The organism is Bacillus fungorum (assembly GCF_002746455.1).
Taxonomy (GTDB): Bacteria; Bacillota; Bacilli; order Bacillales; family Bacillaceae_G; genus Bacillus_A; species Bacillus_A fungorum.
Map to the genome: position 1 here is coordinate 14,258 of NZ_NWUW01000004.1, position 12,812 is coordinate 27,069.

The window sequence follows — 12,812 nt, forward strand, 5'->3', positions numbered from 1 at the left end:
AGGTTATGTCTGTAGTAGGTGAAGAAAGAAAGCGAACCATTCTTGAGAAGGTAGAGTTTAAAGGGAAAGTAAAAGTTTCAGAATTAGCGAAAGAGTTTGCTGTATCAACAGAGACGATTCGCCGTTATTTAGAAGAATTGGATCGTGAAAAGAAGCTGAAGAAAGTGTATGGTGGAGCCGTCCAACTTCCGGGAGCTGGAATAGAGGCACCGATGTTAGAACGAGAGATGTTGCATATAGAAGAGAAGAAGAGAATTGGGTATAAAGCAGCAACGTTTGTGGAAGATGGAGATGTTATTGTGATTGATGACGGAAGTACACCACTTCAAATGGTGCCATATCTTGTTCATCGTAAAAATTTAACGATTGTAACAAGTTCATTTCCAGTAGCAACACAATTAATTTCTTCTATTAATAAAAAGATGTTTCACGGTGAAGTTTTATTTATTGGTGGAAAAGTATCTCCAAAGCATTCGCGTGTATCAGGATCTATTTCGCAGCAAGTAATCCAGCAATTTCATTTTCATAAAGCATTCGTATCGATTGATGGATTATTACCTGGTTTTGGAGTTTCTAGTTTTGAATTAGAAAAGGCGAAACTGTCAGAAGCGATGATGAAATTAGCGGAAAAAACATATATTCTATGTGATCATACAAAGGTAGGCGTAAAAGGGAATTATCGAATAGCAGCATTTTCCCGTATTCAACATGTAATTTGTGATAAGAAAATGCCCTATAGTTTTGAAGAGGAAGTCAAAAAGCATAATATTCAATGGACAATTTGTTAAATACATTGAACTCCCACCTGATTTTGAGGTGGGAGTTTTACTGTCCGCAAATAGCGGGATAAAAGATTTGTATTTATGCAAAAAGTGGACACATTTTCTCATCTCTTTCATATAATTTACCAATACAAAAAAAGTTGGTCGAAGGAAAGAAGGGAAAAGTATGTCAGAACGGATATATAATAAACTTGTATTGTATGCAAATATTTTGCAAAAAATTGGTGTTATTAATGAAAAAGAAAAAAGTGAAATTCTTCATACGATAAGTAAAAAGGCCCTTTAATAAAGGGTCTTTTTATTTTTTCTCTTTAAAAATACAAATTAAATGTAATATTCTCGTTGACAATGATAATGATATTCATTATCATTTATTTGTGAGTAATTGATAAAAATTATCAATTATAAAAATTATATATGATAGGGGATATTATTTTGAAAAAAAAATATATGAAGGCGTTAGTAGTAGCAACAACATTAGCAATTCCATTTGCTATTTATTCTACTCCAGCATTAGCAGCAATAAAAATTGAAGCAAACCAATCGGTAGCAGCAGCTAGTGAACGTACATACGATACTGAGATTAAAATATATAAGGACCAAAAAGACGAGCCATCTATGGTTTCTCAATACATAAAAAATCCTAAAGTAGCAATTGAAGACGGGAAAAAAATTGTTACTGTAACAATACAAGATAGCGATTATTTTCAATATCTTAGAATAGAAGATGGAAACCAGCCTGGTGTATTTCATGATGTAAAAGTTTTGTCAGAAGATAAGAAGAAAAATGGGACGAAAGTAGTTCAATTTGAAATTGGTGAATTTGAGAAGAAGCATAATATGCAAATGCATATACTTATTCCAGCTATTGGATACAATCACAAATATCAAGTTCAATTTGAAATTAAAGATCCAACGGTAGGAGAGAAAGAAACAGAGAAACCAAATGATAACTCTAATTCAGGAAATAAGGAAACGGATAATCCAGTTGATAATCAAAATATGATAACAGATAACAAATTAAGAGAACTTGTTAATGAAAAAGTATTTAATAGAAAAGATTTAAATACACCAATTACGAAAGAGGAATTATTACAAGTACAAAACTTGTTTTTAAATACGAATGAGATTCTTGATTATAGTGCATTAAAATATATGCCCAATTTAAAATCTTTAACAGTTGCGAATGCGAAGATAAAAGATCCGTCATTCTTTGCGAACCTAAAGCAATTAAACCATTTAGCTCTGCGTAGTAATGAAATTGTAGATGTAACAAAACTTGTTAAGATGGATAATTTAGAATCTCTCGATTTAAGTAATAATAAAATTACAAATGTTGCACCATTAATTGAAATGAAAAATGTAAAAATTCTACATTTAACAGGCAACCAAATAAAAGATGTAACAGCATTAGCGAAAATGGAACAACTAGAGTACTTGAATTTAGCAAATAATAAAATCACGAACGTTACTCCATTAGGCGCGTTAAAAAATGTAACAAACTTAACTTTAGCAGGAAATCAAATTGAAGATATTAAACCGTTATATTCATTGCCTTTAAAGATGTTAAATTTAACACGTAATAAAGTTAAAGATTTATCGGGCATTGATCAAATGAATCCATTAAATAAATTATTTATCGGGAAAAATCAAATTGAAGATGTGACACCACTTGCTAAAATGACTCATCTTACAGAATTAGATTTACCTCATAATGAGTTAAAGGATATTAAGCCATTATCCAGTCTAGTAAACTTACAAAAGCTTGATTTAGAAGCAAATTATATTTCAGACTTATCGCCAGTTAGTAAGTTGAATAAGTTAGTATTTCTAAGTTTTGTTGCAAATGAAATACGTGATGTTCGACCAGTAATAGAACTAAGTAAGAAAGCTTATATTAACGTTCAAAACCAAAAAGTCTTTTTAGAGGATACTGAAGTAAATAAAGAAGTAAAAGTACCTATATATGAAAAAGATGGTGAGGTTTCTACGAAAATCCGTCTGAAGAGCGATAATGGTATGTATAGTAATGGTATAGTGAAATGGAGTACACCGGGTGAGAAAGTGTATGAATTTGGTGTAAAAGATCCATATGCGGATACAGGAATCTTCTTTACAGGATCTGTGATTCAAAATGTGGTAGAAAGTAAAGAGGACAACACTTCTAAAGAAGAGGAGAAAGTAGAAGTAATAGAATTTAAAGATGTACCAAAGGGGCATTGGTCAGAAGAAGCAATTAATCATTTAGCAAAAGACAACATTTTTAAAGGATATGGAAATGGGCAATTTGGATTTGGTGATAATATTACTCGTGGACAAGTCGCGTCTTTAGTACAAAGGTACTTGAAATTAGAAAATCAAGTAGAGCAGAAAGAAAGATTTACAGATACGAAAGGGCATATGTTTGAGCAAGATATTGCTACCGTTGCACAAGCTGGAATTATGCAAGGAGACGGTAATGGTGAGTTCCGTCCAGATGGAGTATTAACTCGATATGAAATGTCAGTAGTATTACAAAAAGTATTCCAGTTAAAGGGAAATGAAAAGAGTGTAGAGAGCTTGACTGATGTGCCAAAAGGTCATTGGGCAGAAGGCTATGTGAAAGCGCTAGCGGATAATAATATATCAAAAGGTGATGGAAAAGGGAACTTTTTAGGTGATGATTTCGTAACACGTGAACAATATGCACAGTTTTTATATAACGCAATAAAGAAATAAAAGATGAAAAATACGTTATTCTTTAATTAAAAAGAATAACGTATTTTTTATGTATAAAATGAAATAGTCAATAGACAGGAGTATAGACATATAAATAGCCCATTTTAAAGAAGAGCTGTGAAACTATATTGACAAAAAAGAGTTCTCATGTGATAATTCAATTAAATTTTTAGAATAATCAAAAAATACTCCTTTTACATAGAAAGGATTTGAACATTATATGAATATTACGCTGGGGGTGACGAAATGTTATTTTTTCTAAAGAAATGGAATGAATTAAAAGAAGTGAAATCTGAATTGGCACTTCGTGATTGGTTTTATGGTACAAAAATTAGTTTATCACTCTGTACGTCAAAAGAGCCGTTAACTTTTTTAGTAAACGTTGAGGGAAGAGATAAAGGGTTATTTTCAGAAGAAGATTTTATTGTTGTAAATTGTATGTGTGAGCCAGTATTTGAAAATGAAGAAAAACCAGCTGCGGAATCATTTATGCATGCGGATATTTATAAAAAAAGTAGTGCAGAATGTATTTTACAAGTACAGACTGTAGATAGTCATTTAATATCAGAGTTGTATGGAGAAGAAGGGGAAGTAACATTCGATAAACGTAGCGTCGAACGTATTTTTGGAAAAGAAGGTATAACAGAAATGACAATTCCCATTGTAGAAGATGAGAAAAAATTCGCTGATTTATTAGAAAATAATGTGCCGAATTTTATTGAAGGTGGAGGAGTAGTTCTCGTTCATAATTATGGCATGATTGTGTGGGGGAAAACTCCAGAAGAAGCGAAAAAATGGCTAGAGGGTATAGAATATTTAATGAATTACCATGTAAAGTTGTTAATGATAAAAGGTGCAAAGAGCTCTGTTATATAAAATGTTTGGAATGTCGTTACAAATCAATAAACAAATGAAAGCGTTTTAAAAAAATTTACTCATAAAATATAGTTCTCCTTATTATATATAGATTACATGTTGACATGTAAGGAGGAACATATTTTGCGAGTTAAATATCATTTTCTGCCAAAACAGCAAGTAACATTTTGCAAAATGAACGATTCAGGTGAAGAGGCGTTGCGCATTATGAATGAAACGGGATTTCGAGCAATCCCTGTATTAGCAGAAGATGAAAAGAAATTCATGGGGATTATTTATAAAGTAGATCTTTTAGAAAAGAAGTGTAATAGCGGATTAGAGAAGTTTGGTGCGGAACATATGCTGGAAGATTCCACTGCATTTATTTTTGAAAAGGATTCTTTTTTCAGAGCATTTTATGTTATTCGTCGTCTTCCATTTTTAGCTGTGCTAAATGATTATAATGAATTTGTCGGTATCTTAACGCATTCCAATATATTTGATGTTATTGAAGATTCATTCGGTATGCGGACGGGTGGTTATATATTAACGATTGCAACACAAGATTGTAAGGGAACGATTAAAGAACTTGGGACATTGTTGAAGGCATTTAATATCGGTGGACTATTTACGCTAGATAATGGCGATCAATATATTCGCCGCGTTATCGTAAATATAACAGATGAGTTAAATGAAAAAAGATTAAAGCAATTAATCGAAAAAATTGAGAAAAAAGGATTCAGGGTGAGTCATGTAGATTATATTTAAGGTGAAAAGGAAAGGGAGCAATTTGCTATATGTAGATTGGTCCCTTTTTTAGTTTGAGTAATGAATCTTATTTTGAAACAGGAGGCGGAGATAATGCTAAATCAGATAAAAAAATAAAATCTGCATGTTCGCGAATTTTAGGAATAGAAGTTTCTATAACACGTGATGTAATTTCACCTGGAGGCCCAACATGTCCAATAGCTACCATAATCGGTTTTTCTTGAAGTTTTTTGATGAGCAGTTGGGCTTGTTTTGAAATATGAGCGGCTGTATACACATCATCAAAAAATAATTGGTTTTCAATAATAGGCACTCCTAATTCTTTCCCGATTTTTGGGACGACACTCTTAGGATTTGTTTTGCTATCTAAATAAAATAAACCGTGTTTTTTACAAGCTGCAAGTATAAGTCGTACAATTCTTTCGTCCGCGGTTACTTTTGATCCCATATGATTGTTCATCCCAATTGCATGTGGTACTTCTTGAATCGCTTGTTCGAGGCGGTTATTTATTTCTTCGTCGCTTAAATCAGTTGTAATTGCTTTTGGTCCAAGCCATTCTTTTTTACCTTTAATAGGTTCCATTGGCATATGTATAATAACTTCGTGGCCTTTCTTATGAGCCGCTATTGCATCTTCCTTTGTGGAAGGGAGAAAAGGCATAACGGCAACAGTTAGTGGAATAGGGAGTGATAACATTTTATCAGTCCCCTTCATATGATTGCCGAAGTCATCAATAACAATAGCTACTTTGTTTGTATGGGCAGTTGCTTGAACAGGAAACAAGAAGGATGGTAAGAACATAGTAAACATAAGCAATGCAATCGTATATTTGCGCATATAAATATTTCCTTTCTATATTATCAATCATCATTATGGTTTGCGTTTTTACATAAATTAAACAAAAAATGTCGAAGAAAAGTATATGGAAAATAGAGAATCCGCTATTTAAGTGGTGTTTATAAAAAAAGAAGATGAAAAAAATGTCTATTATTGCGAATGTATTTACAAAGATAGAATAATTTGTAATAATTCTCAAAGTGAGGGTAAAGATTTGTAAATTACAGGGAGAAAATGTTAAATTTTCTGATTCTTCAAATTCAAATATGATTAAGTAGTTAAAAGGCCAATGGAGAAGTGAAGTTGAGAGCATGGAAGTATAATAAGGGGGATATGAATGTTTACTGTAAAAAGGAAGTACACATTAGAAAAGCTTTCACGTGATATTCATATGAAACGTGAAGAGATGATTCAATTAGGTTTAACGAGTGGGTTAAATAGTATGGAGACAATTCAAGTTAGTCAAGAATTGGACAAGCTTATTTTACAGTACCAGTGTTATAAAGAAAAACAAACACCAAAATGGTTATCAATTATAAAGGGACCTATTTTTCAAATTGCGTATGAAGGGAAATCGAGTAATTTTTGGCGAATGCTTGTAGCTGGTTTTATGAAATAAGTATAATTACCCTTTTGAGATAAGGATAATTATACTAGGTGTAACGGAATTTCGATATGAACTGTCGTTCCTTGGTTTTCTATACTGTCAATAAAAATACGCCCATTGTACATCTCTACAATTCGTTTACATATGACAAGTCCAAGACCTGTTCCAGTATCTTTATTAGTAAAGAACGGATGAAAGAGGTGTTTTTGAATATGTTTTGGAATTCCTTTTCCAGTATCTATAATTTGTAATTGTGCGTGTGTTTCATTGTTTGTTACGACAATGGTGAGTGTGTCACCAGAAGTCATGGCTTCAATTGCATTTTTTGTAATGTTTAAAACCACTTGTTTCATATGGTCTTTTGAGCAACGGATATGAACAGGATGGTCTGGCAAATGTAAATGTAATACAATGTTATGTAGATTCGCCTCAGATTGAATAATTAATGCTACCTCATTTAGAATGGTTCTCACATCATATGTTTGCTCAATGATAGCAGTTGGCTTTCCAAGAATAAGAAATTCGCTTACAATTTCATTAATCCGTTCTACTTCTTGTTCGATGATGGAAAAATAGAACTGATCCTGTTCATCTTTATATTTCTCTTTTAATAGAGCGACGAGTCCTTTAATTCCAGTAAGGGGATTACGGATTTCGTGGGCTGTACTAGCTGCAAAAGTCCCAACCAATTCAATTTTTTGTAGTTCATTTTGTTGTCTTTCCAGTTTTGTTTGACGTTTTAACAACATATATTGAGTAAGTAAAAATAAAATAGACATTAAAAATAAAGTAGCTATACACTCTATTGAAACCCACTGGTATAAAGTTTTTTGATGGATAGGCAATGGAGAAACAGAGACCTTCCAATTTAATCTTTGGAGTGGGGTAGTAAGCATATTAGAATGCGCATCGCTTGTTTCGTTATTATCATCGGTTAGAAAAACTACATCATATTTATCGGTTACTTCAAAATGGTATTGTGGTTTAATGCCATTTAAAGATGATGAAATGTAGTCAAAGCGTAAACTTGCTAACAATAAGCCTGAGAGCTCCTTCTGTTTATTGAAAATGGGAGAAGCAATCATAATAGCTTGATGTCCAAGAACACGATCTGTAATGACTGATGATACAGTGGTTTTCTTAGTTTGTAATGCGTCTCGAATATATTTGCGATCTGAGACATCAACAGGTGGTCGGTCGCCTTTGGATGCGATTGTAATTATGCCTCCTAGTGTAGCGTAATATAGACCAGAAAAGCGTGCATCGTTTCCATCTGTATCATGTACAATTTGTTTAACTCCATTTATATTTCCAGTCTCGGTTCCTACGACCTTTGAGAGCATTTCTAATGCGGAAATTGCTTCACCAAGGTGATAATCTAAATAATCTCTATATAAAAAGAGAACCGTATGAGCAGATAGTTTGTTTTCCTGTTTCATTTTATACGAATGATAGGAATAAAATGTAGCACCAAGCCCTATCGTTGGTAGGATAACAAGCAATATATATAAAACTATGCTGTGAAATTTGACTTTCAAATTTGGTACTCCTTCTTTTTTATTATCATTATATATAAACTATGTTAAAATTGTCATGTTTTTATTCAAGAATCAATCATAATATATTTGGGGAGAGGTAAGGAATGAGTGAATACTCATTCGGTATTTACATGAAGTACGAACCTGTTTTTTTATTACTGAGAATTTAAGTGAAGGGTTGAAAGTTGTATGACATCAAATAATGAACGAGAAGATATTTCTCAATCTTTAAAAGTATTTATTGCATTATCTCGTGTACATCGTTCTGTTATGGATACTACAAATAAATCTATACAAAGTAATGGGTTAAATCCAACTGAATTTGCTGTATTAGAACTGTTATATCATAAAGGCGGTCAACCACTTCAGCAAATTGGTGAGCGTATTTTAATAGCTAGTGGCAGCATTACATATGTTGTAGATAAGCTAGAGAAAAAGGGACTAGTAAAAAGAATTCCTTGCCCAAATGACAGACGTGTTATTTATGCACAACTAACTGAGTCTGGAGAAAGCTTTATTGCTTCTATTTTTCCAGGGCATGAGCAAGTTATACATCAATCTTTTGAAATGTTAACGAAAGAGGAAAAGGATGAATTACTTGATCTATTAAAAAAGATTGGAAAGTATGAAAAATAATAATATGTTCCAAAGGAGCTTTGGATAAAGAAATCCAAGGCTTTTTTTATTTACATGTCATTATGACAGCATCTACCGTATTTTGCTGAAGAATAAGAGGAGATTTGTAAGTAAGCATGGAATTATAGTAAGGATGCATATAATGGAGAGGAGGCTCGTTCATGTCATTTAAAGACTATGAATATAAACGCCCAAATATTGAAGAATTAAAAGAGAAGTTTACTGTTGCTTTAGAGAAGTTCGATAATGCAAAAACGGTTGAAGAACAAAAACAAGTAATCAATTCAATTAATGAAATTCGTAACGATTTTGGTACAATGGGGAACCTTTGTTACATTCGTCATTCTGTTGATACGACAGATGCTTTTTATAAGGAAGAGCAAGATTTCTTTGATGAATTCTCTCCAGTTGTACAAGGATATGGTACAAAGTATTATAATGCGTTAATTCATTCTCCATTCCGTGAAGAATTAGAAGCGTATTATGGAAAGCAATTATTTGCTCTTGCGGAGTGTGATTTAAAAACATATTCTGATGAAGTCGTGAAGGATTTACAATTAGAGAATAAATTGTCTTCACAATATACACAATTATTAGCATCTGCAAAAATTGATTTTGCAGGAGAAGAAAGAACGTTATCACAGCTTATTCCATTTATGCAAGGGAAAGAAAGAAGTGAACGTAAAGCAGCAAGTGAGGCATATTACGGATTTTTAGCTGAAAATGAAGAAGAGTTAGATCGTATTTATGACGAGCTTGTTAAAGTAAGAACAAAAATTGCCAAATCTTTAGGTTTCAAAAACTTTGTTGAACTTGGATATGCAAGAATGTACCGTACAGATTATAATGCGGAAATGGTGGCAAATTATCGTCAGCAAGTGCTAGATTATATCGTTCCCGTCACAACGGAATTAAGAAAACGCCAACAAGCACGTATCGGTGTAGAGAAGTTAGCGTATTACGACGAAAACTTTGAATTTCCTACAGGTAACCCAACTCCAAAAGGAGATGCGGATTGGATTGTTAATCATGGGAAAACGATGTATAAAGAGTTATCGGCTGAAACGGATGAATTTTTCAATTTCATGCTAGATAATGATTTATTAGATTTAGTTGCGAAAAAAGGAAAAGCTGGCGGTGGATATTGTACATATATTGAGAATTATAAAGCGCCATTTATTTTCTCAAACTTTAACGGAACATCTGGCGATATTGATGTATTAACACATGAAGCTGGTCATGCTTTCCAAGTATATGAAAGCCGTAAGTTTGAAATTCCAGAATACAATTGGCCAACGTATGAAGCGTGTGAAATTCATTCTATGAGTATGGAATTCTTTACATGGCCATGGATGAAGTTATTCTTTGAAGAAGATGCAGATAAATATTATTTCTCTCACTTAGGTTCAGCACTTCTGTTTTTACCATATGGTGTATCTGTTGATGAGTATCAACATTATGTATATGAAAATCCAGAAGCATCACCAGAAGAGCGTAAGACAGCATGGCGAAATATAGAGAAAAAGTATTTGCCGCATCGTGATTATGAAGATAATGAGTATTTAGAGCGCGGTGGATTTTGGCAACGTCAAGGGCATATTTATAGCTCGCCGTTCTATTATATCGACTACACGTTAGCACAAATTTGCGCACTGCAATTTTGGAAACGTGCAAGAGATAATAGACAAGAGGCGTGGGAAGATTATGTGAATCTGTGCCAACAAGGTGGAAGTAAATCATTCTTGGAATTAGTAGAAGTTGCAAATTTAACATCACCATTTGCTGAAGGCTGTGTGAAAAGTGTCATTACAGAAATTGAAGCGTGGTTACATGCGATTGACGACACAAAATTGTAAAAAACATGCGCTTTTTTTCACATGTTTAACATCGACATAACGAGAAAATGATGAGATAATAAAAGAAAATTCAGAATACTAAAGAGGTGTTTCTAATAAGGAGCACCTCTTTTCACCAACAAAAAAGGGGGAAAGAAGCATGCTTCAATCTAATATGGATGTTAGCTTAGAAAGTTTGGTGAACTCATTGCAGTCTACCCGAAATATGCTATTATCAGAAATTGAAATGTTAAATGATACAGAAGTAAATGTAAAGCCACGCCGTGATAAATGGAGTATTATTCAAATTTTGCATCACTTGCATTTAGTTGAACAATCTGTCACATCTGCCCTTGTATATGCTTTACAAAAAAATGAAAGAAACACGACTCCATTTAAAGACCTTCAACTTACGCTCGATCGCACACATAAACGAGAAGCTCCTCAGCAAATGAAACCAACAGAAACGTTAATGAAAAAACAGCAAGGAATTCAATTACTAGAACATTCACGACAAGAACTATTACACGCGCTCCATAGTGTTATTGATGAACAAGATTTATTTGAAAATGGATTAAAGCATCCTGTTTTTAATGATCTGAATTTGTATCAGTGGGTTCAATTTCTTAATTTGCATGAACAAAGACATCTTACGCAGTTAAAAGAGGCGAAACACGCAATTTTGCAGCGATAATCAGGAAGAAGTGGGAGACCACTTCTTTTTTGATATGTGCATAGTTTTCTTTCTTATTTTGGAATACTATATGGAGAAAGAAAAGAAGGAGTTGAAAAATATGTCCAAGAAAAAGAAAGAAGAAGAGCGTGCTTGGAAAGCACGTAAAGAAAATCAAAAACCACATGGAAAAGTGAAAGCTTTTGCTGAATTAGTTGAAGGAACAGAAAAAACGTGATGAGTATTTCATCACGTTTTTTGTATGAGTGGAAAAGTTAATAAGAAGGTTGTACCTGTACCTTTTTCACTTATAATATCAATTTTTCCATTCATAGCTTGAACAACACTGAATACGACCATCATTCCAAGACCAGTACCTTTTTCTTTTGTTGAGTAGAAAGGAGATCCAAGGCGTTTTACTTGTTCTGGACCCATACCAACTCCTGTATCTTTTATATATAACTGAATATGCTTATGATTAGGAACTAATGTAAAATAAAGATCACCGCCTTTTGGCATGGCCTCAATGCAGTTTTTTAAAATATTTAACAAGCATTGATTTAGTTTTTGCTTTTCTCCCGCGATAAAAAAAGAAGTGCTTTGCTTTATATAATGTGTACGCACATTTGTTAAATTAGCAAGCGGTGTAATTAACGATAATGCATGTAGTAGTTCTTCTTCTAACTGTAATTTTTGTTCTTTTTCAATACTTGGTTTTGCAAAGGTTAAATAATCTGTAAGAACATGATTTGCTTGTTCGATTCCGTTGATGGCTATGTCGATATATAATTTTCGCTCTTGATCAGTGCATGTATTTGACTGCAAAAGTTGTAAAAATCCTTTTGTTGAAGTTAATGGATTGCGAATCTCATGAGAGATGGACGCTGCCATTTCGCCAATTAAATGGAATTTTTCAGCATTCATAAGTTCGTTTTGAAGACGAACTTGCATTTGTAGGATGTGTAGCAAATATAAAATAAGGATTGTTCCAAGTATCGTACATAACTCATACACAATAATATGTGGTATATAATCAGCCTTATTTGTAACTTTTGAAAGGAAGAATGGTATCCAACTAAAGCCGTATGTGAGACTGTATATAATAGCAAGTGTTATTTTTATACGATTAGAAGTTCGATTGAAAACTTTGTATGTAAATAGTAGGACAATAAATAGAAGGATAGAACCGATAAGCGATGGGAAAACACCTATTCCTCCTAATAAGAAGCGGTATATATTTAATACAACTAATATAGATCCACCGGCAATAGGACCTCCTGTTAATGTCCCGACAATTAATACAATATGGCGCATATCAAATTGAAATCCATAATTTGTTTTTGCTCCGAAAGTAATACATAGTATGGTAGCGAGGCAACATAATGCAATAAATATAGTTGAATTTAATTTAGGAGAACGTTTCCCTTTTTGATTCCAAAATAAATGGTATACGAGCATTGTAACAAGGATGAATAATATATTTAAAAAGAGATAAATAATAAAGGGTTTCAGTGGAGTGCCTCCTCTCTTCTCACATTAAATTAATCATACTATAAAATGAA

12 protein-coding genes are annotated in these 12,812 nt (G+C 32.9%); 9 read left to right on the forward strand and 3 right to left on the reverse strand.

The genetic code is table 11. The features are described 5' to 3' along the window. Window positions 1–5: 5 nt before the first annotated feature. The 4 genes from CO726_RS06615 (at window position 6) to cbpA (ending at window position 5,123) form a co-directional block, all read left to right on the forward strand. The gene (locus CO726_RS06615) at window positions 6–788 is read left to right on the forward strand and encodes a DeoR/GlpR family DNA-binding transcription regulator (RefSeq protein WP_098758807.1); all 783 of its coding nucleotides are present in this window, start codon (window positions 6–8) and stop codon (window positions 786–788) included. Between the two features lie 429 nt (window positions 789–1,217). Further along, window positions 1,218–3,500: an NEAT domain-containing leucine-rich repeat protein gene (locus CO726_RS06620; protein WP_136699434.1), complete on the forward strand. Its 2,283-nt coding sequence runs from the start codon at window positions 1,218–1,220 to the stop codon at window positions 3,498–3,500. Window positions 3,501–3,746: 246 nt separating this feature from the next. Further along, window positions 3,747–4,376, forward strand: a complete 630-nt coding sequence (locus CO726_RS06625) for a class II aldolase/adducin family protein (protein ID WP_098758809.1) — start codon at window positions 3,747–3,749, stop codon at window positions 4,374–4,376. A 123-nt stretch (window positions 4,377–4,499) separates the two neighbouring features. After that, complete coding sequence (gene cbpA, locus CO726_RS06630) at window positions 4,500–5,123, forward strand: cyclic di-AMP binding protein CbpA (protein ID WP_099683744.1); 624 nt, start codon at window positions 4,500–4,502, stop codon at window positions 5,121–5,123. 67 nt (window positions 5,124–5,190) lie between these two features. Here the strand turns inward: cbpA and CO726_RS06635 are convergent, their stop codons facing one another. Further along, on the reverse strand, window positions 5,191–5,961 hold the full coding sequence (locus tag CO726_RS06635; RefSeq protein ID WP_098758811.1) for a divergent polysaccharide deacetylase family protein: 771 nt from the start codon (window positions 5,959–5,961) through the stop codon (window positions 5,191–5,193). Window positions 5,962–6,298: 337 nt separating this feature from the next. On the opposite strand from CO726_RS06635, the gene CO726_RS06640 reads away from it, so the two are divergent. Beyond that, window positions 6,299–6,580, forward strand: a complete 282-nt coding sequence (locus CO726_RS06640) for an aspartyl-phosphate phosphatase Spo0E family protein (RefSeq protein ID WP_098758812.1) — start codon at window positions 6,299–6,301, stop codon at window positions 6,578–6,580. Window positions 6,581–6,609: 29 nt separating this feature from the next. On the opposite strand, the gene CO726_RS06645 is transcribed toward CO726_RS06640, so the two are convergent. Further along, entirely contained in the window at window positions 6,610–8,106 is a 1,497-nt protein-coding gene (locus CO726_RS06645; RefSeq protein WP_099683745.1) for a DUF3149 domain-containing protein, read from the reverse strand. Between the two features lie 189 nt (window positions 8,107–8,295). Here CO726_RS06645 and CO726_RS06650 point away from each other — a divergent pair, with 189 nt between their 5' ends. The 4 genes from CO726_RS06650 (at window position 8,296) to CO726_RS32225 (ending at window position 11,488) form a co-directional block, all read left to right on the forward strand. Beyond that, window positions 8,296–8,742, forward strand: coding sequence for a MarR family winged helix-turn-helix transcriptional regulator (locus tag CO726_RS06650; protein ID WP_000203345.1), 447 nt, complete (start codon window positions 8,296–8,298; stop codon window positions 8,740–8,742). 161 nt (window positions 8,743–8,903) lie between these two features. Continuing rightward, a complete protein-coding gene (locus CO726_RS06655; RefSeq protein WP_099683746.1) occupies window positions 8,904–10,598 on the forward strand; it encodes a M3 family oligoendopeptidase in 1,695 nt (564 codons plus the stop codon). Between the two features lie 139 nt (window positions 10,599–10,737). Further along, window positions 10,738–11,271, forward strand: a complete 534-nt coding sequence (locus tag CO726_RS06660) for a DinB family protein (protein ID WP_099683747.1) — start codon at window positions 10,738–10,740, stop codon at window positions 11,269–11,271. 100 nt (window positions 11,272–11,371) lie between these two features. Then, the gene (locus CO726_RS32225; protein ID WP_000038254.1) at window positions 11,372–11,488 is read left to right on the forward strand and encodes a DUF6254 family protein; all 117 of its coding nucleotides are present in this window, start codon (window positions 11,372–11,374) and stop codon (window positions 11,486–11,488) included. 11 nt (window positions 11,489–11,499) lie between these two features. Here the strand turns inward: CO726_RS32225 and kinB are convergent, their stop codons facing one another. Continuing rightward, complete coding sequence (gene kinB / locus CO726_RS06670) at window positions 11,500–12,708, reverse strand: sporulation sensor histidine kinase KinB (protein ID WP_099683748.1); 1,209 nt, start codon at window positions 12,706–12,708, stop codon at window positions 11,500–11,502. Between the last annotated feature and the right edge of the window lie 104 nt (window positions 12,709–12,812).

What these genes read in the sequence shown, in the direction of transcription:
- CO726_RS06640 (WP_098758812.1), top strand. Translation starts at nt 6,299, where the DNA reads ATGTTTACTGTAAAAAGGAAGTACACATTAGAAAAGCTTTCACGTGAT.
- CO726_RS06615 (WP_098758807.1), top strand. Translation starts at nt 6, where the DNA reads ATGTCTGTAGTAGGTGAAGAAAGAAAGCGAACCATTCTTGAGAAGGTA.
- CO726_RS06635 (WP_098758811.1), bottom strand. Translation starts at nt 5,961, where the DNA reads ATGCGCAAATATACGATTGCATTGCTTATGTTTACTATGTTCTTACCA.
- CO726_RS06625 (WP_098758809.1), top strand. Translation starts at nt 3,747, where the DNA reads ATGTTATTTTTTCTAAAGAAATGGAATGAATTAAAAGAAGTGAAATCT.
- CO726_RS32225 (WP_000038254.1), top strand. Translation starts at nt 11,372, where the DNA reads ATGTCCAAGAAAAAGAAAGAAGAAGAGCGTGCTTGGAAAGCACGTAAA.
- CO726_RS06655 (WP_099683746.1), top strand. Translation starts at nt 8,904, where the DNA reads ATGTCATTTAAAGACTATGAATATAAACGCCCAAATATTGAAGAATTA.
- CO726_RS06650 (WP_000203345.1), top strand. Translation starts at nt 8,296, where the DNA reads ATGACATCAAATAATGAACGAGAAGATATTTCTCAATCTTTAAAAGTA.
- kinB (WP_099683748.1), bottom strand. Translation starts at nt 12,708, where the DNA reads ATGCTCGTATACCATTTATTTTGGAATCAAAAAGGGAAACGTTCTCCT.
- CO726_RS06660 (WP_099683747.1), top strand. Translation starts at nt 10,738, where the DNA reads ATGCTTCAATCTAATATGGATGTTAGCTTAGAAAGTTTGGTGAACTCA.